General features: G+C 67.8%; 26 protein-coding genes. 19 read left to right on the forward strand and 7 right to left on the reverse strand.

The window, feature by feature from the left end; translation table 11 throughout:
- Positions 1 to 38: 38 nt before the first annotated feature.
- On the forward strand, positions 39 to 830 hold the full coding sequence (locus tag A5705_RS07620) for an SDR family NAD(P)-dependent oxidoreductase (RefSeq protein WP_068276612.1): 792 nt from the start codon (positions 39 to 41) through the stop codon (positions 828 to 830).
- 38 nt (positions 831 to 868) lie between these two features.
- On the opposite strand, the gene A5705_RS07625 is transcribed toward A5705_RS07620, so the two are convergent.
- Complete coding sequence (locus A5705_RS07625; RefSeq protein WP_082956347.1) at positions 869 to 2,431, reverse strand: LCP family protein; 1,563 nt, start codon at positions 2,429 to 2,431, stop codon at positions 869 to 871.
- A 709-nt stretch (positions 2,432 to 3,140) separates the two neighbouring features.
- Entirely contained in the window at positions 3,141 to 3,383 is a 243-nt protein-coding gene (locus A5705_RS07630) for a hypothetical protein (protein WP_067883708.1), read from the reverse strand.
- Positions 3,384 to 3,478: 95 nt separating this feature from the next.
- Here A5705_RS07630 and A5705_RS07635 point away from each other — a divergent pair, with 95 nt between their 5' ends.
- From A5705_RS07635 to A5705_RS07640, 3 genes are all read left to right on the forward strand, one after another.
- Entirely contained in the window at positions 3,479 to 4,624 is a 1,146-nt protein-coding gene (locus tag A5705_RS07635; RefSeq protein WP_067883587.1) for a TDT family transporter, read from the forward strand.
- Positions 4,625 to 4,877: 253 nt separating this feature from the next.
- The gene (locus tag A5705_RS28060; protein WP_197521245.1) at positions 4,878 to 5,024 is read left to right on the forward strand and encodes a hypothetical protein; all 147 of its coding nucleotides are present in this window, start codon (positions 4,878 to 4,880) and stop codon (positions 5,022 to 5,024) included.
- A gap of 49 nt (positions 5,025 to 5,073) precedes the next feature.
- Entirely contained in the window at positions 5,074 to 5,949 is an 876-nt protein-coding gene (locus tag A5705_RS07640; RefSeq protein ID WP_197521246.1) for an alpha/beta fold hydrolase, read from the forward strand.
- On the opposite strand, the gene A5705_RS07645 is transcribed toward A5705_RS07640, so the two are convergent.
- The 4 genes from A5705_RS07645 to A5705_RS07660 form a co-directional block, all read right to left on the reverse strand.
- Positions 5,914 to 7,464: a bifunctional phosphatase PAP2/diacylglycerol kinase family protein gene (locus tag A5705_RS07645; RefSeq protein ID WP_082956348.1), complete on the reverse strand. Its 1,551-nt coding sequence runs from the start codon at positions 7,462 to 7,464 to the stop codon at positions 5,914 to 5,916. The genes A5705_RS07640 and A5705_RS07645 overlap by 36 nt on opposite strands.
- A gap of 121 nt (positions 7,465 to 7,585) precedes the next feature.
- The gene (locus A5705_RS07650; protein ID WP_068276617.1) at positions 7,586 to 8,599 is read right to left on the reverse strand and encodes a VOC family protein; all 1,014 of its coding nucleotides are present in this window, start codon (positions 8,597 to 8,599) and stop codon (positions 7,586 to 7,588) included.
- 27 nt (positions 8,600 to 8,626) lie between these two features.
- Positions 8,627 to 9,472, reverse strand: a complete 846-nt coding sequence (locus A5705_RS07655) for an alpha/beta fold hydrolase (protein ID WP_068276619.1) — start codon at positions 9,470 to 9,472, stop codon at positions 8,627 to 8,629.
- An 11-nt stretch (positions 9,473 to 9,483) separates the two neighbouring features.
- Complete coding sequence (locus tag A5705_RS07660; RefSeq protein ID WP_067883590.1) at positions 9,484 to 11,031, reverse strand: bifunctional 3-(3-hydroxy-phenyl)propionate/3-hydroxycinnamic acid hydroxylase; 1,548 nt, start codon at positions 11,029 to 11,031, stop codon at positions 9,484 to 9,486.
- Between the two features lie 89 nt (positions 11,032 to 11,120).
- Between A5705_RS07660 and A5705_RS07665 the strand changes: the two genes are divergently transcribed.
- From A5705_RS07665 to dmpG, 4 genes are read left to right on the forward strand one after another with little or no spacing between them, the layout of a single operon-like run.
- A complete protein-coding gene (locus A5705_RS07665) occupies positions 11,121 to 11,774 on the forward strand; it encodes a TetR/AcrR family transcriptional regulator (RefSeq protein WP_231964581.1) in 654 nt (217 codons plus the stop codon).
- Positions 11,771 to 12,580, forward strand: coding sequence for a 2-keto-4-pentenoate hydratase (locus A5705_RS07670; RefSeq protein ID WP_068276622.1), 810 nt, complete (start codon positions 11,771 to 11,773; stop codon positions 12,578 to 12,580). The genes A5705_RS07665 and A5705_RS07670 overlap by 4 nt, the downstream gene beginning before the upstream one ends.
- A 15-nt stretch (positions 12,581 to 12,595) precedes the next feature.
- Positions 12,596 to 13,543, forward strand: a complete 948-nt coding sequence (locus A5705_RS07675; RefSeq protein ID WP_197521247.1) for an acetaldehyde dehydrogenase (acetylating) — start codon at positions 12,596 to 12,598, stop codon at positions 13,541 to 13,543.
- 1 nt (position 13,544) lies between these two features.
- Entirely contained in the window at positions 13,545 to 14,570 is a 1,026-nt protein-coding gene (gene dmpG / locus A5705_RS07680; protein WP_067883592.1) for a 4-hydroxy-2-oxovalerate aldolase, read from the forward strand.
- A 37-nt stretch (positions 14,571 to 14,607) separates the two neighbouring features.
- Here dmpG and A5705_RS07685 read toward each other — a convergent pair whose 3' ends face one another.
- Positions 14,608 to 15,789 carry an AI-2E family transporter gene (locus A5705_RS07685; protein ID WP_068276625.1) on the reverse strand — a complete coding sequence of 394 codons (1,182 nt, stop codon included), beginning with the start codon at positions 15,787 to 15,789 and terminating at the stop codon, positions 14,608 to 14,610.
- A 388-nt stretch (positions 15,790 to 16,177) separates the two neighbouring features.
- Here A5705_RS07685 and A5705_RS07690 point away from each other — a divergent pair, with 388 nt between their 5' ends.
- The 11 genes from A5705_RS07690 (at position 16,178) to A5705_RS07740 (ending at position 26,451) form a co-directional block, all read left to right on the forward strand.
- On the forward strand, positions 16,178 to 16,582 hold the full coding sequence (locus A5705_RS07690) for a hypothetical protein (protein ID WP_067883594.1): 405 nt from the start codon (positions 16,178 to 16,180) through the stop codon (positions 16,580 to 16,582).
- Between the two features lie 2 nt (positions 16,583 to 16,584).
- The gene (locus A5705_RS07695; RefSeq protein WP_067883595.1) at positions 16,585 to 17,178 is read left to right on the forward strand and encodes an HdeD family acid-resistance protein; all 594 of its coding nucleotides are present in this window, start codon (positions 16,585 to 16,587) and stop codon (positions 17,176 to 17,178) included.
- A gap of 61 nt (positions 17,179 to 17,239) precedes the next feature.
- Positions 17,240 to 17,491: a hypothetical protein gene (locus tag A5705_RS07700; RefSeq protein ID WP_068276627.1), complete on the forward strand. Its 252-nt coding sequence runs from the start codon at positions 17,240 to 17,242 to the stop codon at positions 17,489 to 17,491.
- A gap of 67 nt (positions 17,492 to 17,558) precedes the next feature.
- Complete coding sequence (locus tag A5705_RS07705) at positions 17,559 to 18,239, forward strand: rhomboid family intramembrane serine protease (RefSeq protein ID WP_067883597.1); 681 nt, start codon at positions 17,559 to 17,561, stop codon at positions 18,237 to 18,239.
- Positions 18,240 to 18,391: 152 nt separating this feature from the next.
- On the forward strand, positions 18,392 to 19,033 hold the full coding sequence (locus A5705_RS07710; protein ID WP_067883598.1) for a S1 family peptidase: 642 nt from the start codon (positions 18,392 to 18,394) through the stop codon (positions 19,031 to 19,033).
- A gap of 132 nt (positions 19,034 to 19,165) precedes the next feature.
- Positions 19,166 to 19,636 (forward strand): lipoprotein LpqH, encoded by a 471-nt coding sequence (locus tag A5705_RS07715; RefSeq protein WP_067883599.1) that lies wholly within the window; start codon positions 19,166 to 19,168, stop codon positions 19,634 to 19,636.
- 34 nt (positions 19,637 to 19,670) lie between these two features.
- Positions 19,671 to 20,591: an MAP_0585 family protein gene (locus A5705_RS28065; protein ID WP_197517073.1), complete on the forward strand. Its 921-nt coding sequence runs from the start codon at positions 19,671 to 19,673 to the stop codon at positions 20,589 to 20,591.
- Between the two features lie 93 nt (positions 20,592 to 20,684).
- Positions 20,685 to 21,464, forward strand: coding sequence for an enoyl-CoA hydratase (locus A5705_RS07725; RefSeq protein WP_067883601.1), 780 nt, complete (start codon positions 20,685 to 20,687; stop codon positions 21,462 to 21,464).
- 154 nt (positions 21,465 to 21,618) lie between these two features.
- Positions 21,619 to 23,952 carry a hypothetical protein gene (locus A5705_RS07730; RefSeq protein WP_068276630.1) on the forward strand — a complete coding sequence of 778 codons (2,334 nt, stop codon included), beginning with the start codon at positions 21,619 to 21,621 and terminating at the stop codon, positions 23,950 to 23,952.
- A 141-nt stretch (positions 23,953 to 24,093) separates the two neighbouring features.
- Entirely contained in the window at positions 24,094 to 25,434 is a 1,341-nt protein-coding gene (locus tag A5705_RS07735; protein ID WP_068276755.1) for a PE domain-containing protein, read from the forward strand.
- Between the two features lie 30 nt (positions 25,435 to 25,464).
- Entirely contained in the window at positions 25,465 to 26,451 is a 987-nt protein-coding gene (locus A5705_RS07740) for an alpha/beta hydrolase (protein WP_369803390.1), read from the forward strand.
- Positions 26,452 to 26,458: the final 7 nt, after the last annotated feature.

Below are 26,458 nucleotides of genomic sequence, written 5' to 3' on the forward strand. Positions count from 1 at the left end.
CTGCCCTATAGGGCGGGCCGGACGACGGGAGCGGCAGGATGAAGCGACTCGAGGGCAAGCGGATCCTGGTGACCGGCGCCGCGTCGGGAATCGGCCAGGCCACCGCGCTGCGGTTGCTCGACGAGGGCGCCACCGTGGTGGGTTCCGACGTCGCCGAGGACGGCCTGGCGCGGACGCAGGCCGAGGCGGTCGAGGCCGGAACCGCGGACCGCCTCACCACCATGCCGATGGACGTCGGCGACGAGGATTCGGTGATCGACGGTGTGTGCTGGGCCGTCCAAACGCTCGACGGGCTGGATTCGCTGGTCAACGCGGCCGGCATCCTGCGCGCCGCGCACACGCACGAGACCAGCCTCGAACTGTGGAATCGGATTGTCGGCATCAACCTGACCGGGACCTTCCTGGTGGTCCGCGAGGCGCTTCCGGCGCTCTTGGCGAATCCGCGCAGCGCGATCGTGAACTTCAGCTCGACGTCGGCCTCGTTCGCCCATCCGTACATGGCGGCCTACGCGGCGAGCAAGGGCGGAATCCAGGCCTTCACGCATTCGTTGGCACTCGAATACGCCAAGGACGGTCTGCGCGCGGCGTGCGTGGCGCCGGGCAGCATCAAGTCCGGAATCACCGATGCCACCGGGGGATACATCCCCAAAGACGCCGACTGGTCACTGTTCCCCAGGCTGATGCCCATCCTGCCCACGACCGTCGAATCCAGCGGGGCCGGGATGGCCGAGCCCAGTGCCATCGCCGGAGTCATCGCGATGCTGGTGTCCGACGACGGCGCCTGGATCACCGGCACCGAGATCCGCATCGACGGCGGCACGCACGCTTAGCCGGATGGCCGGCTAATTGACTGCGCGCGCTTGCGCGCCTAATTGACGCACGGCACCCCGCCGCCGCCGATCGGTTTGCCTTGATCCGGCGTCGGATAGGTCGTGGTGGTGCCGTTGTAGTAATACGTGTTGGACTTGCTGGTCGTCGTGGTCGTGGAGGTCGAGGCGTCGTCCATCGTGGTGTCGTCCTGGGCCGGCATCGAGAAGTTGGTGTCCACCGTCACCCGGATGTGGCCGGGCTGCACGGCGGCGCTCGGCTGCTTGGGCGCGTCGAGCCCGAGCAGGGTTGCCACGTTGCGTGCGTCGGTGTCCTCACCCGCGCCGTACTCGATCGTGGTGGCCGTCGGCTCACCCGAATTGCGGTCGCGCACTTGGCCCGCGGTGTAGCCGTGCTTCTTCAGGGCGCGGGACACCTCGGTGGCCATACCGCTCATGCTGCCGGCGTTGATCACGTCGACGACGGTTGACGGGCTGGGTTTGGCGGCGGTGGTGGCGGGCGTGCTCGACGGCGGTGGTGCGCCGATCGCCGCGGCCACCTCCGACTTGATCGCGGCCGGGTCGATGATGTTCACGTCCTGGCCGTCGATGTTGTCGTAGCGCACCACGGGCAGCGTCCGGAATTCGACGTTACCGCTGGAGAACAGCGTGCCCAGGCGTTGGATCAGGTCCTCGTCCCAGCCGGAGGACAACACGACGTCCTTGCGCGCCACCGCCATCAGGTTCTTGAGCTTGTCGATGTTGGTGAACGTGCCCGAGGCCTGAAGTTCCTGCATGACCGACGAGATGAACGCCTGCTGCCGGTGGGTGCGGTCCAGGTCACCGTTTTCCAGCTCGTGTCGCTGCCGGACGAACGCGAGCGCCTGGGACGCATCGAGCCGTTGCCGCCCGGCCGGGAAGTCGGCGCCGGAATACGAGTCGTAGACAGCGTGATTCAGGCAGACGTCCACCCCGCCCAGGGTTTGGGCCAAGTCGTAGAAACCGGCGAGGTTGACCTCGGCGAAATAATCGATGGGAACGCCGGTGAGGCTGCGCACCGCGCGCAGGGTCGCCGCTCTGCCCGCTTCCCGGCCTTTGGTCTCGAGTTCCTTCTGGCTACTGGTGCCTTGATTGGCGAGCTTGTTCGCGACGTACTGCTTGGTAAGCCCGTACGCCTCTTTGATTTTGATGTGGTTGTATCCGGGAACGCCGTTGAACGCCACCCAGTCGTCGCGGGGGATCGAGAAGGCGACGACCTTGTTGTCCGCCCCGATGTGCACCAGGATCAGTGTGTTGGTGTTGTAGCCGCCGTCGTCGGAATCGCCGGCGTGCAAGTGCTTCAGAATCGACCAGGGCAGGTCGTTGCCGTCCTGGTCTTTGCGCGAGTCCAGGCCGATGAGCAAGATGTTCATGTTGTCGCCGCTGGAACGCGGGTCCTCGGGCGACAGCGCGTCGGAGACCGTGATGCCGCCCAGCGCGCCGTGCGCCACGTAGTACCCGGCCCCGGTCATCAGCACGGCCCCTACCGACACCAGTGTCATCAACCCACGCGTCAAGGCCTTGCGGAGGCGCGACGGTCGAGTCGTGGCGCGATGGCGATGACGGGCACCGCCGGAGCGTGCCATCAAAAACCTCGTCCTAATACCAGCGCACCACCGGTCACCGCAATAGCGGTCTGCGGTGATGTCGCTTGCAACATGCCATCAAGTATGCGTTAGCTGGCTGCGAACCCCCCAATCAAGCAGGTCGATGTAATGAGGCTCACCCGCCGAAATCAGCGCATTTTCGCGGGGCGACCATGCCGCTACCAGCGGTTTTGATGGTGACCGTGCCCGCAACGAGCCCAACTCGTTACAAACTTGGCATTCGGTGCCGACTCGTCGCTCTGATTCGAGCTTTGTGGGCCAATGGTCGACACCTTGGGCGCGTGGTCCGGAATGCTATTCAGCAATAAGGGTATTCGATGTGCCATCGGCCGTTGACGTAGTCGGCGCGATACTGGCCGCCCAGTTGCGGATTCGCATCGCGGATGACACCGGAACCCCCGACATATGGGGCGAACCCGGGCGGATCCCAGGTGATGGATTGCGGGTTGGGTGGCAGATCCGGGGTGCAATTGATCTGCTTCGTGATTTAGCCGTCGGTGATCCTCTGCTCGGCGGTCGCCTGATCGCCGGCATCGGGCGGCGGGTCGCTCGGGCACAAAGCCGCTGTGCCGCAGAAGCTTTGGCGCCCGCGGGGAGGATCACGTCGCTACCGGGTGCGCCGGACATCGACGCAACCGTGACGAGCAGTCCCGCTACCGCCTGTACCCACATGGTGGCCTCCGGATTTCTATCGGGCTTTTTCGAGGTCCTCGCCGGACGTGTAATAGAGGCGGATGTTCGAGCCGGCGACGATTTCAGCGAGGTACACGCCCACGGGTTCGACCTCGTAGTAGTAATGGACGTTGCCCTGCGGATCCACGGCAGTCGCGCACGAAAGGCCCGGCGCGCCACACCTTTGTTTCACCGGCAGGGCAAGGACCGCGATGGACAACACGACGGCGATCACCACCGCCGGCGGCGCGCCGCCCAATCCGCGACGAGTCTGCACGGGATTGGTCACGTTGGGAGTGTAGGGGGCCACGAACCGACGCGCCGCGCCACGCGCCGCACTAGGGTCTCCTTGCTATGGCCAGTGTCAACGCGGACGCACCGTCGCCGCACACCCGGGTCGAGGTGCTGGGCAACATCGGGCCCAACTGGTTCGCCGCGGTGATGGGCACCGGCATCGTTGCCACCGCGGGGGCCACCCTGCCCGTCCACATCGTGGGCCTGCGAGCGTTCGCCCAAGTGGTCTGGGTGATCGCCGCGGCGTTGCTGACGGTGCTGATCGTCCTGGTGGGCGGTCACTGGCTGCGCCACCCCACCGTCGCGCGCACTCATGCGCGTAATCCGCAGATGGCCCACTTCTACGGTGCGGCTCCCATGGCGCTGCTGACGGTCGGCGGGGGAGCGGTGCTCGTCGGCGCCGATTTGATCGGTGAACGCGTCGCCGTCGACCTCGACTGGGCGCTGTGGGCGGCCGGCACGGTCGGCGGGCTGTTCACCGCGGTCAGCATCCCGTTCCTGATGTTCACCCAACACGACGTGGAGCCGGACGCGGCGTTCGGCGGATGGCTGATGCCGGTAGTTCCGCCCATGGTGTCGGCCGCGACGGGCGCATTGCTGCTCCCGCACATGGCGGCGGGCACCGGGCGAGAGACCATGCTGTACGGCGGCTATGCGATGTTCGGGCTGTCGCTCGTCGCCTCGCTGAACATCATCGCGATGATCTGGTCCCGGCTGGTGCTGTACGGCACCTCCGGCACCGCCCGAGTGCCCACACTATGGATCGTGCTCGGTCCGCTCGGCCAATCCATCACTGCCGCAGGGCTTCTCGGGGCAGCGGCGGCGCTTGCCGTCAAGCCGGAAGTCGCAGAGGACATGGACGCGTTCGCGATCCTCTACGGGGTTCCGGTGTGGGGATTCGCGATGCTGTGGATCGCGCTGGCCACCTCACTGACGGTGCGCACGCTGCGGCGGGGCATGCCGTTCGCCCTCACCTGGTGGAGTCTGACCTTTCCGGTGGGCACCTTCGTCACGGGCACCGCGCAGCTCGCCGCGCATACGCATCTGCCCGCGTTCAAGGTGACCGCGGCCATCGCCTACGCCGGTTTGCTGTTCACCTGGCTTCTGGTGGCCGCCCGCACCGCGCGGGGCAGTCTGCGCGGCAATCTGCTCAACGCGGCGCCCAGCAGCGCACCCATCAAGGCCAGCAAGCAGCGCCTCTCCTAGGAACTGGTCGGCACCGCCGGGAAAGGCCCGTCCCGCACCGTTTTGATATCCGGAAGCGGCGGGTAGGCAGTTGTGAGCTGATTGGAGGACCGATCATGTTCGACACCGAACCGGGCACTCCCGGAGAGACCCCCGAGCGCCTCACTCCGGCCGAACCGCCCGAGCGACTGACGCCGGCCGAACCGCCGGAGCGGCTCACGCCCTCGAATCCGCCGGAGCGACCGGCATCGACATAACAGGCAGGAGGTAAGGCATGCGCGCAGAAGAAGGCGACGAAACGGTCCGGGATTACGCCGTCGAGGGCAAGCGGACGCTCGGCCGGATCAAGGACTCGCAACGCACCGGAAACCCCGTCGGCAGGTTCGTCCGGCGGGTCGCCAGATTCTTCGGGGCCGGCTAGCGCCGTAGGGACGCGCCGGAAAATCCCGAGCTGGTCTTACTATCTCCTGGTGACGAGCGCACCTGAAACGTTCTCGACCCGGGGGAGCGGCGGTGTTCGCATCGTCGCCGACCGCTTGGGCGACCCGCAAGCGCGCGCCGTGGTGTTTCTGCACGGCGGCGGGCAGACCCGCCGCTCCTGGGCCAAGGCGGCGGCGGCCGTCGCCAAACGCGGGTGGCAGGCCGTCACGATCGACCTGCGCGGGCACGGGGAGTCCGACTGGTCGAGCGAGGGCGACTATCGCGTGGTCAGCTTCGCCGCCGACGTGCAGGAGGTGCTGCGCACGTTGCCGCCGCGGCCGGTGCTGGTGGGTGCGTCCCTGGGCGGATTCACCTCGATGCTCCTGGAGGGCGAGCTGTCGCCGGGCACCGCAGCCGCCGTCGTCCTGGTCGACATCGTGCCCAACATGGAGCAGTCCGGGGCGACCCGCATCCACAACTTCATGTCCGACCGCGTGGAGTCCGGGTTCGGCTCACTTGAAGAGGTGGCCGACGCGATCGCCGAGTACAACCCGCACCGGCCCCGCCCCACCGATCTCGACGGCCTGACCACCAACCTGCGCCGCCGCGGCGACCGCTGGTACTGGCACTGGGATCCGCAGTTCATCAGCGGCACGGCGCCGTTTCCCCCGTTCGAGGTCACCGACGCCGACCGCATGCACGCCGCCGTCGACGCGATGCTGCGCAACGGGGTGCCGATGCTCCTGATTCGCGGTCAGGTGAGCGACCTGGTCAGCCAGGAGCGCGCCGACGAGTTCCTCGCACGCTTCCCGCAGGTCGAGTTCACCGATGTGCACGGCGCGGGGCAAATGGTCGCGGGCGACCGCAACGACGTCTTCGCCGATGCCGTCCTAACTTTTCTGGCCCGGCACGTCGACGCCGGCTGACGCGCGCGAAAGTGCCTCGGGAGCCCGGCGCGCGTGATTCCCCGGCGGCGGGCAGAACACTTGAAGAACCCGGTAGCGGGCGCGGAAGGTGGCCTGCTCGTGGTTGCCCTGCACCTCCCCGTCGAGGGCGACGGCCGTCGGCCCGTCGACGGCGGTGAAGCTGAACTCGGGGACGTGATGCTCGTGGTAGAGGCGGCTGCGTTCCAGGCGGCCGAGCATGAGCGCCGTCATGATCCGCAGCCTGCTCAACCGGCGGCCCGTCTCGAGGATGCGCACGTCGAGCAGGCCGGTGTCCATCCGGTTGCGCTGCGCCGGTGCGAACCCGGACGGCACGTAGGTCGAGTTGCCCAGGAAGAACAGCGATGTCTGCAGGGTCTTGCCGTCGTAGCGGATGCGCACCGGAGCGTCGCGGCGCAGGGTGCGAAACATCGCGTAGGCGGCCGCCATCGGCTTGCCGATCTTGTGCTCGAACCGTTCCCGTGTCCGCACGAATCGCGGATAGGCGCCGATGCTCGCGGTGTTGACGACCATCCGTTCGTCGTTGAAGCACACCAGGTCGACGCGCGACGCGGTGCCGTCGGCGAGGGCGCGGATGGTCTGGTGCGCGCGATCACAACCGATGTCCTTGGCGAAGTGGTTGAAGGTACCGGCCGGGAACACCGCGAGCGGGCGGTCGAGGTCCGCCGCGACGGCGGCGGCGCACGCCACGGTTCCGTCGCCGCCGCCGATTCCGAGCACCTCGGCCTGCTCGGCCGCCGCGCGGAGCACCCGTGTCAGGTCGTCGCCGGGCGCCAGTTCGACGATGCCGGCTTCGGGCAATTTCCTTCGGACCTCGCCGATGACGCGTCGCCCCGTTCCGCTGCCCGACGCCGGGTTGACGACGAGGATCAGGCCGGCTCCGTCGGGTCGGGGCGTCACCTCGAGGCACAGCGGGTCGGCGGGCGGGAGGTTGTGCTCGACGATCGGCGGGACGAGCCGGCCGCCCAGTACGGCGATCGAGGCCCCGATCCCGAAGCCGGCCAACACGTCGCTGGGATAGTGGGCGCCGGTCGCCACGCGCGACAAGCCGACCAGCCCGGCCAGCAGCGCCAAACCCAGCCCCGACAACGGACTTTGGAGCCCGACGCCGACGGCGAAGGCGGCGGCGCTGGCGGCATGACCGGACGGCAGCGAATGCGACCTCGGGTATTTGCGCAGCCGTCGCACGATCGGGACGCGGTCGTGCGGGGGCCGGCGGCGCCGCCACGCCCGCTTGGCCAACTGGTTGGTGACCAGACTCGTCACCGCCAAGCTGGCGACGCCGCGGCCCGCGCTGTGCCGAGTGGACCGATTGCCGGACAGCGTCATCGCCGCCGCGATCGCGAGCCACAGCTTGGAGTGGTCGGCGGCGCGTGTCAGCGCCGGCATTGCCTTGTCCAGCAGCGGGTTTCGCGTGCGCGCGATCGCCGCTAACACCTCAGCGTCGAGAGTGCCCAAGCCCCGGGTGATTTCGCGCACGCCGCGCGAAGTGGTCATGCGTCATCGTCGCGGCGCGTGGAGTGCGCTGCGTAGAGTCCAAAGTCATCGATGTTCGGTGCGCCGCTAGGCCGATGGGGGCGACCCGCCGCGCCCGGCTACGCCGCGCTTGCGATCGCCGCTAGTCGTCGGCGATCCCGGGCGAACTGAGTGCCGCCACGGTGTCTTCCCGGCGCCGCAGGGAGCGGGCGGCCGCCGCGAACTGGTTGAGTTTGGTGATGACGGTTTGCCCTTCCGGTTTGTGGCCCCAGATGCTGATCCCCTGGTGGGTGGTGGGGCTCCAGGTGGCTTCGTCGACGACGATCGGGTTCCAGCCCACCTCCCATTCGAAGCCGGACGGGGTCATCGCGTAGAAGGACAGCTCTTTGTCGTTGGTGTGCTGGCCGACCGAAAGCGCAATGTGGAATCCGAGCTCTTTGACCCGCTGATAGGAGGCGACCATGTCGTCGAGCGTGGCGACCTGGACGTTGACGTGCTGCACCCGGGTGCGAATCGGATTGACCGGCAGGAGCTTCGTCGATGCGATCGCCATGGTGTGATGACGCTCGTTCACTCGGAGGAACCGGATTTTGAGCTTGAGGCCGTTGATGGTCTCGTCGATGTAGTCCGACAGGCGGGCGTCGAAGACGTGGTTGTAGTAACCGCGGACCAACTGGGGATTCTTCGTCGTGACGGCGACATGTCCCATTCCGCCTGCGCCCGTGAGGAATCCGCTGCCCGGTATGTCCAGGGCGAGCGGCGCGGTGCGGGCGGCCGTGTAGATCTCCTGGGTGAGCCCATTGGGCCCGGGAAACCGCAGGAAACGCTCGACACCGCGCAACTTCGCCTCTTCGTCGGCACCCTCGACGGCGGGAACCCCATGGTCGCTGACGCGACGACTGATCTCGTCGAACGTCGCATGGTCGTCGAGCTGCCAGCCCAACGCGACGACGTCCTCGGCGGGGCCGCGCCGAAGGAGCACACGGCACTCGTTGTCGTCGAGGCGGAATCGAACGGTGTCGGGCGCCATGTCGTCGAGGTGCATGCCGATGGCGTCGCGCCCGAAGCGCTTCCAATCGCCGATTTTGTCGCTTTCGACGACGACATAACCCAGGTGCACATTGCCGAACACCGAGGGTTTGGTGGTGGTAGACATCGTGGTCCTCGTAATCTCTTGTGGTGGTTACTTTTTCAGAAATGCGGTGGTCACCGCATTGAACAGGCCGGCTCGCTCCCACTGGACCCAGTGGCCGGTGTTGGCGGTAATCAGGACGTCCGCGTTGGGCATCCGCTCGGCCAGCATGGCCGCGCCGCGTGGCTTGTTGACCTTGTCGTCTCTTCCCCAGATGACCAGGGTCGGCGTTGTCAGACTCCGCAGCCTGCGGTCGCGGGTGAAGTCCATCCGCCACAGCGTGCCCAGCCCAGCCGGGCGCTGCAGGGGCGGATTGGCGACGACTTCGGGATCGATCGACGCCCGATATCGAGCCTCGATGAGCGACTCGGGGACGGTGTCCTCGTCGTATACCAGGTACGAGCGGATGAATGTGCGCAGCTTGTCCAGGCTCGGCCCGTCGCCGCCGTAGTACCCCAGCAGACTCCGAAGACCCTCGCTGGGCAGGCCGCGGCTGGTCCCGACGCCGCCGGGACCCATCAACACGAGCTTGTCCACCCGGTTTGGGGTGTCGAGGGCCAGCCGCAACGCGCACGACCCGCCATAGGAGTTGCCGACCAGGTGCGCGCTGTCGACGCCGAGCTCGTCGAGCATCCCCCGGATGTGATCGGCGAGATAGCCGAACGGATCTCGACGATCGACGCCCTTGGCGGAGCGGCCGTAGCCGGGCATGTCCGGGACGATGACCCGGAAGTTCTCGGCGAGCGGCTCGATGTTGCGGGAGTAGTTCGAGACGCCCGACGCGCCCGGCCCGCCGCCGTGCAGCAACACCACGGCCGGGCCGGTGCCGGTCTCGGCGACGAAGATGTCTTTTCCTCTGACGCTGACGGTGCGTTCGGTGATCGTGTTCGTGGTCACTGATTCTTTCCTTACGACTTGAAGCCGGCCGGCGGCGGCGGGAGCGGTTGGCCGTCGGCGGCGCCGGCGTAGACGAAGCCGTCGGGTCGAACGACCACCGCCGAGGCGCCCTTCGTGGTCAGCCAGGCGTTGAGGGTTCCCTCGCTGTCGACGATGGTGTCGGCGCGCGGAGTGCTTCCCGCCTGCGCGACCTCCATGACGGGTACGCCCGCGGCCCGCCAGTCCGGGTGTTCGGACGCGCGCCCGGTCTGCAGCACGGTCCACCGGTTGCCGATCACATCGTCCAGACGCACCGAGTCGCCCTTCTCGTCGAGGACCCTCGGCTGCGGGATCAGCCAGCCGACGGCCCCGTTGCCGTTGCGTGCCAGCAGGCCCTCGGTGTAGTGCGCGTCGGGTATCCAGCGGTGGTCACGCAGCCAGGTGAGGAAGTAGGGCACCTTGCTCGCCGCGCGGAAGATGTGGTTGCGGGCCGCCGCGCGGAACTTGTTGCGCTGGATGATGAGCTTGCCGGTCTTGACCGCGCGGTTGGTCACCTCTTTGACGTGCGGCAGCCGCTCCGCTTGATAGGTGTCGAGCACCGACTCCGGCAGCGCGCCGTTCAGCACGGCGTTCAGCTTCCAGCACAGGTTCGCCACGTCGCGCACGCCCGCACACATGCCCTGTCCGATCCATGGCGGCATCGCGTGCGCGGCGTCGCCGGCCAGGAAGACCCGGCCCACCCGCCACCGGTCGGCGAAGCGGACGTGGTGGCTGTAGCAGGCGAAGCCGAGGATCTTCACGTTCTCCGGCGATATTCCCTGGCCGCGCAGCACCTTCCAGATCGCGTCCTCGTGCAGCAGGTCTTTCTCGTCCTCCTCGTCGCGCACCGGGAACTCCCAGCGGTGGTGCCCCAGCGGGGTGGGGCAGTCGACGGTGGGCCGCTCGGGATTGCAGTGAAACCGGAGCCGGTCGTGGCCGGGCCATTCGTTGAGCACCTTGGTGTCGATCACGATCCAGCGCTCGCCATACGTGCGGCCGCCGAAGCCGACGCCCAGCTGGGCGCGGGTCGCGCTCGACCCGCCGTCGGCGGCGATCACGTAGGAGGCCTTGATCCGCCGGAACTCGTCGGCCTCGAGGTCGGCGAGCATCAACTCGACGAAGTCGTCCTTCTGCACCAGCCGCAGGCATTCGTGCTTGAGCAGAACGGTCACGTTCGGGAAGCGGTCGACGCCTTCGCGCAGCACCTTCTCCAGCGCGGGCTGGTAGATGAACTGCTGCGGCGGGTGCCCGTTGCCTCGCGGGGTGGGCAGCAGCTTCACGAACGGCACGCCGTTGGCGTCGACGAAGTTCGCCCCACGCCCGGGCTGCATGTCGGCGTTGAGCCGGTCGGCCAAGCCCACCTGCTGCCAGATGCGGACGACCTCCTCGTCGGTCGAGATGGCCCGGGCCCGCGCATAGATGTCGGGGTCACGTTCCACCACGACGACGCTGAGGCCCATCTGGCCCAACAGGTTCGCCGCGGTGCAGCCGACCGGGCCATAGCCGACGATCGCCACGTCATAGGTTTTCTGGTCACTCATTTTTGGCCCTTCCGCCAAGGCTTGTTAATGTAGTGCTCCATACAGTAAGCTTTTGTAGCGTGACCGTCAACACCCAAAAAGGAGGCACCGTGGCAGACACCGACAACGTGGGCTCCGCCGCACCCCGCGGGCGCAGGCGCACCCGGGCCAACGGTGAGCAGTCGCGGGAGCGGATCCTCGACGCCGCGACCGAGGTCGCCACCGAACGCGGCTACGACGGCACCACGATTTCGCTGGTCAGCAAGAAGAGCGGCCTGCCGCCGACCTCCATCTACTGGCACTTTGCCGACAAGGACGACCTGATCGCCGCCGTCATCGAGCGCAGTTTCGCCCGGTGGCTGGAAGTGCTGGACCTGCCCGGGGGCGCGATGTCCGCCGACCGGGTGACCGAGCTCGGGGCTCAGGTGGCCAAGGCGCTCGTGGACGCGCCCGACTTCCTGCGGCTGGGCCTGATGCTGGCGCTCGAGCACCGCCCGGTCGAACCCCGGGCGCGGGAGATGTTCCTGGAGGTGCGTGACAGGGCCTTCCACCGGTTCGAGGCGATCGTGCGCGACATCGCGCCGGGGCTGAACGAGGAGAGCGTGCGGTTGCTGACCACCTATGCGATAGCCGGCGCCGACGGACTCTTCATCGCCAAGGAGACGAGCGGCGACTCGGTGGATCTGCTCAAGCTGTTCGACCTGCACGTCCGCCTGGTGTTCCAGGCGGCGACCGAGTTACTGGAATCCGGAGAAATCGCATGATCGACGTGGGCGCCCAAGAGCCGCAACTCAACCCGCGGCTGACCGAAGCAGCGCAGCGCTTGTACGCGGCGCAGGCGAGCAGCACACCCATCCCGCCGCTGACCGAGACCTACCCGAATCTCGACGTAGCCCAAGCATATTCGGTGCAGCGCCGCAACCTCGCGCGCCGCCTCGCCGCGGGCGCCCGGCTGCGTGGCCACAAGATCGGGCTGACCTCCGCGCCGATGCAAAAGCTGCTGGGCGTCGACGAGCCCGACTTCGGCTACGTCCTGGACAGCATGGTGCTGGGCGACGGGACGACGGCGCCGCGCGCCGCGTTCTGTGCCCCGCGGGTGGAACCCGAGGTGGCTTTCCTGCTGCGCGCGCCGCTGCGCGGGCCCGGGGTGACCGTCGCCGAGGTGATGGCGGCCACCGAAGCGGTGGCCGCGGCGCTGGAGATCGTGGACAGCCGCATCGCCGACTGGCGAATCACGTTGGCGGACACCGTCGCCGACAACGCCAGCTCCGGTGCGGTGGTGCTGGGCGAGTGGGTGCCGATCTCGGACGCGCCGCAACTGCCCGACACCACCGCGGCGCTCTACCTCAACGACACGCTCGTCGAAACCGGGCAGGGTACGGCCGTGATGGGTGATCCGGCCGCGGCCGTCGCCTGGCTGGCCAACGCCCTGGCCGAGTACGGCACCGAGATCGAGGCCGGGCAGTTCGTGATGTCCGGCTCCTACACCACGGCCGCGTTCGTCGGTGCCGGCGACCGCGCGGCCGCCACCATCACCGGCCTCGGCGCGGTCGACCTGAGCTTCGAGTAAACCGAAAGGAAACCCATGACCAGTCAACAATTCCCCGTGGCGATCATCGGGTCGGGCAACATCGGCACCGACCTGATGCTCAAGATCCTGCGCAACGGTGGACCGCTGACGATGGCCGCGATGATCGGCATCGACCCGAAGTCCGACGGCCTGGCCCGCGCGAAGAGCCTCGGCGTGCCGACGTCGTCGGGGGGCGTCGCCGGGCTGCTGGCCATGCCGGGCTTCGACCAGATCCGCCTGGTGTTCGACGCCACGTCCGCCGAGGCCCACGTCAAGCACTGGGAGGCGTTGCGCCACACCGGTGTACGCGTCCTCGACCTCACCCCGGCGGCCATCGGCCCGTTCTGCGTGCCGGTGGTGAACCTGGAGGAACACATCGACGCGCCCAACCTCAACATGGTCACCTGTGGCGGGCAGGCCACCGTGCCGATCGTGGCCGCGGTGAATCGGGTGGCGCCGGTGTCCTATGCCGAGATCGTGGCGTCGATGTCGTCGAAGTCCGCCGGCCCGGGCACCCGCGCCAATATCGACGAGTTCACCGAGACCACCGCCACAGCACTGAGGGTCGTCGGCGGGGCGCAGCGGGGCAAGGCCGTGATCGTTCTCAACCCGGCCGATCCCCCGATCCTGATGCGCAACACCGTCTACTGCCTCGTGGAAGGCGACTGCGACCACGCCGCGATCCACGCGTCCATCGCGGCGATGATCGAGCGAGTCCAGGGCTACGTACCCGGGTACCGGCTCAAGCAGCCGGTGCAGTTCGAGATCTTCGGTCCCGACAACCCGCTGCACATCCCCGAGACCGGGAAATTCATCGGCACCAGGGTCACCACCCTGCTGCAGGTGACCGGCGCCGCGGACTACCTGCCCGCCTACGCCGGAAACCTCGACATCATGACCTCCGCGGCGCTGACCACCGCCAAAAGCATTGCCGCACATTCGATGACGAACGCAGGAGTATGACATGACCGAGCAGCTCTACATCAGCGACGTCACCTTGCGTGACGGAATGCACGCGGTGCGCCACCAGTACACCCTGCGGCAGGCAGCCGACATCGCCGCGGCGCTGGACGCCGCTGGGGTCGACTCCATCGAGGTCGCCCACGGCGACGGGCTGGGCGGCTCCAGCTGCGTCTACGGCTTCGGCGGCCATACCGACCTGGAGTGGATCGAGGCGGTCGCCGGCGTCATCCGCCGTGCCAAGATCGCGACGCTGATCCTGCCGGGAATCGGCACGATCCGAGACCTCACCGCGGCCCATCGGGCGGGGGCCGGCGTGGTGCGGGTAGCCACCCACTGCACGGAGGCCGACATCTCCGCGCACCACATCGCCGCCGCCCGCGAGCTGGGCATGGACACCGTCGGCTTCCTGATGATGAGCCACATGACCACTCCGCAGGGCCTGGCCGACCAGGCCAGGTTGATGGAGGGATATGGAGCCGGGTGCGTCTACGTCGTCGACTCCGGCGGCGCGATGACCATGCGCGACGTCGCCGAGCGCGTCGACGCGGTGCGCCAAAAGCTTTCTCCGGAAACCGAAGTCGGCATCCACGCGCACCACAATCTCTCGCTTGGGGTGGCCAACTCGATGGTCGCGGTCGAGCACGGGTGTCGGCGGGTCGACGCGTCGCTGGCCGGCATGGGCGCCGGTGCCGGCAACGCCCCGCTGGAGGTCTTCGTCGCGGCCGCCACCCGGATGGGCTGGAAGCACGGCTGCGATCTCAACGCCCTCGAGGACGCCGCCGACGACCTCGTCCGCCCGCTACAGGAGCGTCCGGTGCGTGTCGATCGCGAAACGCTGACGCTCGGCTACGCCGGCGTGTACTCGAGCTTCCTGCGCCACGCGGAGGCGGCGGCCGAGCGGTTCGGCGTCGACGCGCGCACGCTGCTCGTCGAGGCGGGACGTCGCGGCATGGTGGGCGGGCAGGAGGACATGCTCGTCGACATCGCTCTTGACCTCACCGGCGGCCGCGAGGCAGCGCGGGCGTAATTCACCACCCCAACGCGCGCAACGGCTTTCGCACGGTTCACGCCTCGTCCAGCACCGGGAACAGCAGTTCCTGCATGAGCAGCTGCACGGCCGCCGCGAGCGGGATCGCCACCAGCGCCCCGACCACACCCAACCACGCGGCACCGAGGAGCACAGCGACCACCGTGACGCCGGCCGGCACCCGCACCGCCCGGCCGATGATCCTGGGCGTCAGCAGATAATCCTCGCCCAGCCGGAACCCCATGTAGAAGACGACCGTCGCGACGGCGACGGCGATCGAAACGCTGAGCGAAACCGCGGCCACGATGAATCCGCCGACGGTGGAACCGTAGGGGAACAGGTCCAACACGGCCACCACGACACCGAGCAGGACCGCGTACGGGACGTGCAGCAGGGCGCACCAGACGAAGGTGGCCAGCCCGGCGATGACGGAAGTCAGCACGTTCCCGATCAGGTAGGCACCGAACTTTGCCACCACCTCGTCGCCGATCAGGATGGCGCGGGGCCGCCGGGAACTGGGCATCAGCCGGTAGAAACCGGCGCGGATGCGGCGCATGTCGGCGAGGAAGTAGATGGTGAGCATGGCCACGACGCCGACGTGGGACACGACGCCGAACACCTGCGAGCCGGTCCGCACGATCCCCGCGGCGGTGAAGCGGCCGGACCCGCTGACCAGATCGGTGATCCGCTGTTGCAGGTGGACGCGCTCGTTGATCCTGCCGATGAGCGACGAGCGGTCCTGGGCGTGCTGCACGTAATGCGGCAGCTGCTCGACGAGCTGGCGAGCCTCCTGCACCAGCGGAGGAATGGTTGCGGCGAGCGTCCCGGCGACGAGCGCGAACACCACCGTCACCACGATCGTGACCGCCGCCCAGCGGGGCAACCTGTGGTTGACCAGCCATGACACCGCGGTCTCGAGGCCCAGCGCGAAAAACATCGCCACACCGATCAACACCAGTACGGACGACATGGACCCCAGCACGAGCACCACGCCGTACGTCACGGCCACGCCGGCCGAGGCCGTCAACCCCACCATGAACGGGGAACGCCGGTTGAACGGTTGCCCTCGTCGGCCGAGGTGATGCTCGTCGGACCGCAGTTTCGCGGCCCGCCGCTCGGCGTCGGCGATCGGCCCTTCATCGTCGCCGTGCGGTTGCCCTACCAGGGGATGATGGCCACGATCGGCGAGGTGGTGGTGTGGCGCTGCGTCGTCGACCACGTGCGTGCCCCATTCCTCGACCCGGCCGGGCTCTTTTGCCCGGCGTCTTTACAGGGTGACGTGCGCGCCGGGCATGCGGTGGCAAAACACGCGATTTCCGGCGGGGCAGGTGGCGGCGGCCCAGCCCCTGCGCCGACAGATCCGACCGCCTGCCTGCTCGTGAGGCCACCCGTCCGGCCGGTCAAAGTGCTTGCGGCAGAGATGCTTCGGCGCCGTCCCCGATGGTTCCCGCCCTCGACCGTCGGGTGAGGCGTGAGCCCCGTTCTCGGCGGATCAGGGGACTTTGTGCCCTAGGTCCGCGGTCGGCGGGAGCGCACGCTTTCTCGTGTCGGGATAACAGAGCCGCACAGAGGAGCGTCTCGATATGAAACCACTGTCTGAGTCTCTGATGGACCTCGCTGCCCGGGTCAAAAGGCTCGAGGATTCCGCCGTTGCCGTCAAGGAGCGGAACGAGGCCGCATTGGTGCAGCGCCGCCGGGAGCTCGAAACCGCCATCGAGCATGAGGTCGAGGAGCTCAAGAAGACCACGGGTGAGGCGGAAGACGCCGCACGGGGCTGGTGGTCGGACACCAAGGGCGCCATCGAACGGCAGATCGCCGCGATGCGTGCCGACTTCGAGAAGCGCAAAGCCGATTTCGAACACAAGAACGCCGAACGGGCCGCGGCCAGTGCCGAGGAGGACGCGGCGGTGGCCGCCAACCTGGCGAGCTACTGCGTAGACGCGGCCGAGTGGGCCGCCGTGCGAGCGGAACTGGCTCGCGCCGAAGCCGAAAAACAATCCGTGAGGAGCTGAACATGACCACCTTGCAAGCACCCGAATTGTTCCGCGACCTCTGGAAGACCGTCCTCGCGTCCGGCTTGATGGCCTTGGTCCTTGGCGTCGTGATCTTGATCTGGCCCGGAAAGTCGATCCTGGTCGCGGCGGTTTTGTTCGGCGCGTACCTGGTGGTGTCGGGCATCGCACAGGTCGCTTTCGCACTGACGCTCGGTGTTTCGGTCAGCAGCCGTGTGCTGATGTTCATCAGCGGGGCGCTGTCGGTGGTGCTGGGCGTGCTGGCCTTCCGCCACTTCGGTGGCGGCTACGCCGTGCTGTTGTTGGCGATCTGGATAGGTGTGGGCTTCATCTTCCAGGGCGTGGCCGAAGCCGCGCTGGCGATAAGCCACCCTGAGCTGCCGAGCCGAGGGTGGCACATCTTCTTGGGCGTCCTCACGGCGATCGCCGGGATGATCGTGCTCGCCTGGCCGTTCGACAGCATAGCCATGCTGGCGATCGTCGCCGGGGCGTGGCTGGTCGTCATCGGGATCTGCCAGATCGTCTGGGCGTTGCAGGCGCGCAGGACCGTCGGGCAGACCGCGCAAGTGGTCGGGCGCTTGGCGGGTGCCCACTGATCGCCGAAGGTGTTGCGCCGTAGGGATTTTTCTCAGTAGCTTTCCCGGATGGAGATATGCCGTGCCCGATCTGACCGGACCGCTGCGCGAGATCATCGAGGGCCACCGCGCTGTTCGGCGTTCCGGTGCCTCGCAGGAGTCATGCAGCTGCGGAGCGGACGGGTTGTCCGACCATTCCGGGCATGTCGCCGAGCAGATCCTCGATCGGCTGGGGCTCAAGCCCGAAGCCGTCGACGGCGCAAAGAAGCGGATTCGCTATGCGACGGCGTGGCTCGACTGGGAGCTGACGAAGATGGAAGGCGCGCAATGCTAGTCGGCTTTTGCGGCTCGGCAAGCCGGTAGGCCTGGCATCGTGACCGGCCGCTAGGGAAGCGGGTCGCATGATTCCCCTGGGCGACAACATCCGGGCCAGCCGGTTTCCGATCGTCAACGTCCTACTGATTGTCGCGAACTTCGCGGTCTTCTTGTTCTACGAGTTGCCGAACGGCGACCCAGCGGTCCTGCGCGCGGCGTTCTATCCGTGCAGCGTCGAAAACGCCTGCCCCACAGCCGAACCATGGGGCTTCAGCTGGATCACCGCGATGTTCTTGCACGCCGGCTGGGATCACATTCTCGGCAACATGCTCTTCCTGGCGATCTTCGGCAAAAACGTCGAGAACGCTCTCGGACGGCTCGGCTACCTGGTGTTCTACTTCGCCGGCGGATTCGCGGCGACGATGGCACAGACCGCAATGACCCTGCTTTTCGGCGCGGCGTCCGACGCGCGCGTGCCAACGTTGGGCGCCAGCGGCGCGATCGCCGCCGTACTGGGCGCATATTTCGTCTTCTTTCCCGACTCGCGTGTCCTCACCTACGTGCTGTGGTTCCCGATCAGCGTCCCGGCGTGGATCTACCTCGGCGGTTGGTTCTTGCTGCAGTTCTTCGAGGGCAATTACGCGCTGGTGTCCGCGAAGACGGGTGGCAGCGGTGTCGCGTTCTTCGCGCATGTGGGTGGCTTCGTCTTCGGCGCGCTGGTCGGCAGGGTTTTCCTGGGGGCCGGGCGGGTCAGGGCGTTGACGTGACATCTGCGGCGGTGGATGGCGCGATCGCCGTCGCTCCCGGCCGGAGGGACCACCGCCGAATCGGATAGGCATACGGCAGATGACGTCGACATGCCGGTAAATGGTCGCGCTGTTAGCATGCTGCCCTACACAAGAAGAGAGGCGGCGTAACCATGCCTTGGTTGCGAGGGTTGGGGCTGGTCGGCGCCGCGGTCATTGCCGCGACCGCGGTGGCGAACCCCGTGCTGGCCGATCCGGGCGTTGCGCCGGGCATCAAGGTCGAGGATGAAAACAGCTCGTGCACAGCGGGATTCGCAGCGCAAGGCGACGACGGCAGCTATTACCTGATGACCAGTGGGCATTGCGACCAACACGACGGCTCGACATGGACCCACGGGGGTGAGGCCCCGCTCGGGAGGATCACCGCCAGCGAGCACGACGGCGACACCCGGGACGCCGCGATCATCCGTCTTGACCCGAGCGTCGGCGCGCCCACCGGCCACGTCGGCGGCAAGTATGTGGTCCGGGATGTGTTGAGTGCCACGCAGATTCAGGTGGGCATGCCGTTCTGCAAGATCGGTGCTGTCACCGGTGAGACGTGTGGCGCCGTCAAGGACGTGGCCAACGACGTCGTCGAGGCCAGCGTGTACAGCCTCAACGGCGACAGCGGCAGTCCCGGCTTCGTGAAGAACCCGGACGGCACCGTCAGCGCCGTGGGCCTGTTGATGTCGTCACCCGACGGTGACGATTACACGACGTACTTCGCGCTGGTGAACCCGCTGCTCGGCAGGTGGGGCCTGCACGTCCTGCCCTGAGCGCCCACCGCGCGAGAACCGTTGTTTGTGAACGGCGGGAACGGGTATCCGCCGTTCCGGCGTCGTGAATGTGCCTCCATGGGGAGCCGGTAGTCGAAAGCTAGCGAACCAGCGACACGAAGGAGAGCGGTAGTGAAGCGTGGGATCGTGGTCGGCATCGCGGGCGTGGCCGTGGCGGTCGCGGCGTGTGCCGGCTGTTCCAGCAACAAGTCCAGCACGGGAGCGTCATCGTCGACTTCCACGCCGGCGCCGACTGGCACCCAGGTGATCGTGGACGGTCAGAATCAGAATGTCACCGGCCAGGTCACCTGTAACACGGCCAACGGCGTCCTAACCATCGGCGTCGGCGACCCGACCGCCGGGCTCGGGGCGGTGCTCAGCACCGACAATCCGCCCATCGTCCATTCCGTCGGGCTGGGCAGCGTCAACGGCATCGCGCTCGGTTTTTCCGACGCCGCCCCCAACCAGGCCAGCAACGCCGGGGCCGCGGTCAACGGCAAGTCCTACGCGATCAAGGGAACTGCGACGGGCACCGATATGAGCAACCCGAACCAGCCGCAGCAGGTGACCAAGCCATTCGAGATGGACGTCACCTGCCCGTAGCGGAGGCGACCGATACCCGAGAGGGGACGCAGCTATGTCAGCTAACTCTGTGAAACGCGCCGTCAGCGCGGCGGCGGTGGCCGCGGGTCTGGGCTTCTCAGCGATGACGCTGAACCCGGTGTTGGCCAACGCCGCGCCGCTGGACCCGCCGCCGCCGTGCCCGAACTGCCACGGCGGTGGTGGCGGCGGCGGTGGTGGCGGCAACCCCGGCGGCGCGCCGCCGGCTCCGCAGAACCCGCCACAGACTCAAGCGCCGAGCCCGCACAACGAGCCGCCGGCCACGCAAACCGCGCCGCCGGCCACGCAAACCGCGCCGCCGGCCACGCAAACCGCGCCGCCGGCCACCCAGACCCAGCCGCCGGCGACGCACGGCGGCAACGAGCCGCCGGCCAGCCAGAATCCGCAACCGTCGTGGACGCGGGGCAACGAGCCGCCCAGGAATGAAACCACCCAACCCGGCGGGCAGACCCCGTCCCCGGGCGGACAGACCACCGCCCCGGCGCAACAACCGAACAACCCGTCGCCCCGGCCGGACGAGCGTCCGGCGCTGAATCCGCCGAGCACCCAGCCTCCCCATCCCGCTTACATCCCGCGCCGGGACGTGGTCACCGCCAGCGCGGAGATCGGCGGCCCGGGCGGCGACGTCCAATTCAGCATCGTGGGCCGTGGCGCGCCGCCGCCGCCGCGGGAGCGCGGCTGGGGCTGGAACGACGGACCGCCGCCGCACCACCCACCGCCCGGTTGGTATGGGCCGCCGCCTCCCGGAGGTTGGGACGGTCCGCCGCCTCCCGGCGGCTGGAACCGCCCGTGGGACGGCCCCCCGCGCGACATCGACTACGGCCGTAGGGATTTCAGCCCGTTCAACTACGACACCTTCACCGTTTTCCCGGTCTTCAACTGGCAGTACGGCGGATGGGGTTACTGGTTCTTCGGTGTCTGGGTTCCGCTCTACTGACGGCCACCAACCCGCTGTGAAAACCGCCCCGGGCATGCCCCGGGGCGGTTTTTGGCCTTTCATCCGCGGTCGGAGTAGGCGTAGAAGTAGCTCATGAACGCGACGGATGGACGGTTTGTCAGGCTCGGACGCGACGGCGGTTCGGTCACCATCGAGTTGGTCAACTCCAAACCGCTGAACATCGTCGGCACCGGTGCGATCGGGGAATTGACAGAGGCATTCGGCGACGTGGGGCAGGACGGCGGCGTGCGGGTCGTCGTGTTGCGCGGAGCCGGCGACAAGGCGTTCATCGGCGGCGCCGACATCAACGAGATGGTCGCCCTCGACCGGTCCAGCGCAGAGGTGTTCATCCGCCGGCTCGCGGGCCTGTGCGAAGCGATTCGCGATTGCCCGGTCCCGGTGATCGCCCGCCTCGCCGGCTGGTGCCTGGGCGGCGGCCTGGAGGTCGCGATGTCCTGCGATCTACGGATCGCCGAGTCGGGCGCCAAATTCGGGATGCCCGAAGTGGCGGTCGGCATCCCGTCGGTGATCCATTCGGCGTTGATGCCGGCGCTGATCGGGGCCTCGCACGCGGCGTGGCTGTTGCTCACCGGGGAGACGATCGACGCCGACACGGCCGCCTCCTGGGGTTTGGTCCATGAGGTCGTGGCGGCCGACGCCCTGGACGCGCACATTGCCGACCTCGCCGCGAAACTCAGGGGATTCGGCCCGCAAGCGGTCCGGCAACAGAAGCGCCTACTCAACAGCTGGTTCGACATGACCGTGCACGGCGCGATCGAGGACAGCATCGAGCAGTTCGGCCTGGCGTTCCTGACCGGAGAACCGCAGCAACACATGCAGGCATTCCTCTCGCGTAAGACCGGCAAGAGCTGAATCGCGGCGAAACGGCCGTCCACCTCGCATTCGGGCGTCGCCGATCATGCCGGCGCCGGCCGCAGGATGAATTGACCGGCAATTCCGCGGCAGTAGTCTGATCTCGAGTTCGAAAGGGGGCGGCGATGTCGCGAGGATCGCCGGCGCAAATGGTATGCAGCTGCGGTACATAAGCATCCCCGGGTTGGTCGCCGCGGCGGGAGGTGATCCCTGGGCGATCAATCAAACCCTGCAAGTTGGGCGTCCGGCGCAGATCTCCGCGCTGGCCGGCGCCTTTCACGGCGCGGGCAAATCCACCGCCGAGGCCGACGCGACGTTCGGGCAAGCGCGCCGCCGGTTCGAGGCGGCCTGGACCCACGAAAATGGCGACAATCCGATCAACGACTCCGCCGAGGTGCAGCGCACCGCGCAGGCCCTGGGGGCGCAGTCCGAGCGGCTGCCCGAGATCGGGGCGCATCTCGAAGAGGTCGCCGCGGCACTCGCCGAGGCCCAAAAAGGCGGCAAGGCAACGATCTCGGCGCTGGAAACTTCGTTGCACGAGCTCGACGACTTGATCGCCCAGGCCGTGGACATGAAACAACACGTGAAGACCGACGAGGACCGCCGAGCGCTGGACGAATTCATCGACTCCTGTGAGAACGGCGCGGTAGACGTCACCAAAAGGGCTGTGGGAGGCATGCATTCGATCCGCGACGGCTATTCGCAGATTCTGCGAAGCGGGCAGTCCAACCTGGCCACGGAGGGATTCGACCCCTCCCGCGTTCGGGGTGCCGACGGCCACGAGGCCGAGACACCCGACACGGCCGAACGAGACGTCCACAACGCGCTCGGCGGAGACAAGGGCGCGGCCGCCCGGGTCAACGGGGTGCTGGCCACCCTCACCCCCGAGCAGCTTTCCGGGAATGCGCCGTTAAACCCTGAGCAGGCAGCGGTTTTGAGTCAGCTGCAGGCCCAGGAACATGGAATGACGGTCCCCCAGCTAGAAACCGCCGAACAACGCCTCGGAGTCGAAAAGAACATGGTCGGCGACTCCCTGCAGCTCATGAGCAACCCAAGCCTCACCTTTCCCGGGACGCCGTTGAAAGTGGGAGCCAAACAGGGGTCGGACACGCGCAAAGGCGGGTTTTCCCAGCTGCCGCAGAGCGTGCAGGACACGCTCACCGGCAACGAGTCGTCGCGCTGGTCCCCCGGCGACATGGAGTCGATCGCAAAGATCGTCGGCGACGGAAACCCGGCGCTGCAGCACGGAACCGAACTGGACAAGGCGATGCTGGACTGGGGCGCGCGGGAACTGCACGAGGAGCTTCCGCACGGGCAGCTGGTCGACCACAGCCTGCTGCACGGTGACGAGCGCGCCGTCCTGGGCGACGTGTTCCGCTCCGCCGGGCGCGATCACCTACGGGTGACCGACCTGATCACCGGTGGCGGTCACGATCAGTTCTTGTCCGACGTCACGCAGAACCGATGGGACGACGGCGGCAAGGCGGTCGGTTCGTTGTTCAGCTGGACGGAGAATCCGAGCGCGGGGGAGGCGGAGATCGCGGGCAGGACGGCGCACTCCTACGCGACGTATCTGGGCCGGCACGCCGGCGAGCTGCTCGAGTTGCCAAACGGATTCGGCACCACCTCTTTGGGCGCGGCCAATCCGGAACTCGTGCAGTCCTTCGCGCACGGGCTGGCGCCGTACATCCCGAACATCGCGGGCGAACACAACGACTTGTCGCGATTCTTCGGCACCCCCGATTCCGCCGAGAACCAGGAGAACGATACCTGGCCGGTGGCCAAGGGCATCTTCTCGGTGTTGAGCACCGACAAGACGGCCTCGGACTATTTCAACGGCGCCGCCGACCGCGACATCATCGAAGCCGACGGGCGATTCGCCCGCGACGCGGGCAATCACGTTCCCGACGTGATCAACCACGACGAAGGTCTCAAGTACGCGGCCCGGTTGAAAGGTCTCGTCGACGTCGGCACGTTGAACGCGTCGAACTCCGACGCCATGGCGGCGTACAACCTGAAGAAATCGGCCTATGAGGTTCTCACCAAGGGCGGCAGCTTCGGAGTGGGTGCCCTTCCGGTGCCCGGAGCCGGAATCGTCGGCGGCGGAGCGGGTCTCATCGGTGCGGCCATGGAGCACGACATCGTGGGCGCCCAACCCACCACGCCGTCGATCGCGGACATGCCGCACACCATGCCGCCGCGGCTCGTGCTCGACGGCTTCCTGGCATCCGGGCAACCCCTGAACGGCCTGGGACCGGAGTTCTACCGGCCCGTCGATCCGCAGCATCCCAACGGCCCCATGCGAATAGCCACCTACGCCGAAATGCCGCAGGCGTGGCGGGATGCCAATCCCATCGAAAGCTATGACGGTGCCCTCTCGAGCGCGCTCAGCCGGACGCTCGGCAACGACACCGTGACGCGGGTCGACGACGACATCGCGACGTACTACAACAACATCGTGCACAACCCGCAGCCCTGGAAGAAGTGAGACGAAGTGACCGCGCGCTGAGCTGGGCGCGCCGCCCGAACCGCAAACGGCGATGCTCGTTCTGATTTTTGTCGATACGCGTATTTTTCCGGGGGCTGAGCTTCATCATGTCAGGTACGCATGAGCACCGGGGGGTGGGCGATGTCATTTCTGGTCGTGGCGCCGGACGTCTTGGAGACGGCCGCGGCGGACGTTACGCAGATCGGTTCGGCGCTGACCGCCGGTCATCTGGCCGCGGCCGTTCCGACGACCGAGCTGGCGGCGGCGGGAGCGGACGAAGTGTCGGAGGCCATCGCGGCGCTGTTCGGCGCGCATGCCGAGGAGTATCAGGCGGCGGCCGCGCGGGCGGCGGCGTATTCCGAGCAATTCGTGCGGGCCCTGACCGCGGCGACGTCGTCCTATGTGGCAACCGAAGCGAGCATCGCAACGTCGATGCAGGGGCCGCTGGCCGCGGCCACCGCCGCGCCCCTGGCCGGTCCGGTCCGCGCGATCGAACAGGCCTGGGACAACAGCCCGCTCGGCCAGGCGCTCGCCCCGATCATCAACGCGGCGACCGGCGGCACCGGCGGTAACCAGCAGTCGATCGTCATCGAGTTCGTGCGGCACGGGCAGTCAATCGGCAACGCGGCCAACCTGATCGACACGGGCGTGCCCGGGCTGCCACTCACCGCGCTGGGCCAGCAACAGGCGACGGCAATCGGGACCGTGCTCGGGGGGCAAGGCAACTTCGCGGGCGTCTTCATGTCGCAGCTGACCAGGGTGCAGCAGACCGCCTTCTACGCCGGCATGACCAACGTGCCGATATTGCCCGGGCTCAACGAGATCAGCGCCGGCGTATTCGACGGGGCACCGGACATCAGTCCCCAGGGCCTCATGTACCTGGTCGCCCCGCTCGCGTGGACGCTCGGATTCCCGATCGTGCCGATGCTCGCGCCCGGCTCCGCCCACATCAACGGGGTCGTCTTCGATCAGGGGTTCACCAACGCGATGCAGACGATGTACGGCACCGCCATGACGAACGCCGTGGTCAACCCTGCGAACGGCCACGTCACCGACGTCGCGTTCTCCAGCGAGTTCGCGATCGAGGTGGGGACGCTGATGAACGTCAACAATCCCGATCCCTTGCTGATGCTCACCCATCCGCTGCCCAACACCGGCATCGTCGTGGTGCAGGGCAGTCCGCAGGGCGGCTGGACGATGACCAGTTGGAACGGCATACCCGTCGGACCCCCGACCTTGCCGACCAAGCTGTTCGTCGACGTGCGCGACCTGATCACGGCACCGCAATTCGCGGCCTGGAACGGGTGGGCGGCGCTGGGCACCGGCGATCCGACCACGATCGTGGACGCGGTTCAAAACGGTGTCGATCAGGTGGCCGCGGCCACCGTCCACTTCCCCTTCGCGGTGACCCGTGACCTGGTCCACGCGGTCACCCACACCAGCGTCAGCGGGCTGTCGACGGAAGTGACCGGCCTGATCTAGATCGAGACCGACGCGTCCTGACTACCATCGTTGACACCGAATCTCCGGGCCAAGCCCGCGGCCAACAGGGAGGCCAAGGTGACATACGCGTTCGACCCCGAGATCGCCGCAATGCTGCCGCTGCTCCCCGACATCGACGGCGCCGATCCGGTGGCGATGCGGGAATCCCTGTCGGCGATGATCGCCCAGCTACCCGCCCCGGACCTGACCGGCGTGGAGTGCGAGGATCGCCGGATCCCCGGCGGGCCCGGCGATCCGGAGGTTCCGATCCGGATCTACCGGCCGGCCGAGCGCAGCGCGCCCGCGGCCGTCTACAGCGTGCACGGCGGTGGGTTCGTCGCGGGTGACCTCGAGACCGAGCACGCCGGGAACATCCGGCTGGCGCGCGAGCTCGGCGTCGTGGTGGTTGCCGTCGACTACCGGCTTGCCCCGGAGACACCGTTTCCCGGTCCGCTTGAAGACGTCTACGCGGGGCTGGTGTGGGTGGCGGAGCACGCCGAAGAGCTCGGCGTGGATCCGAACCGCATCGCGATCCACGGCACCAGCGCCGGGGGCGGGCTGTGCGCCGGCTTGGCGCTGCTGGCCCGGGATCGCGGCGGCCCGCACATCGCGTTTCAGTTCCTCGGAGTCCCCGAGCTCGACGACCGGCTGGCCACCGGAAGCATGACCGCGTTCATCGACACCCCGCTGTGGGATCGCCGGAAGGCCGTGGCCAGTTGGGACTGTTACCTCGGCGCCGGGCGGGCCGGCTCCGACGACGTTCCCGTTTACGCCGCACCGGCACGCGCGACCGATCTCGCGGGCTTGCCGCCCGCTTACGTCTCGGTGATGCACTTCGACCCACTGCGGGACGAGGGCATCGCCTACGCCCAGGCCTTGCTGGCCGCCGGCGTCTCCGTCGAATTGCATTTGTTCCCGGGGACTTTCCACGGTTCGGCCCTGATCCAGGATGCGGCGATCTCGCAGCGTGAGCATGCCGAGGCGATCGCGGTGCTGCGCCGGGCGCTGGCCCGGTAACCCGCCG

Origin of the sequence: Mycobacterium sp. E787 (assembly GCF_001668725.1) — a bacterium.
In the GTDB taxonomy this organism is placed as follows: domain Bacteria; phylum Actinomycetota; class Actinomycetes; order Mycobacteriales; family Mycobacteriaceae; genus Mycobacterium.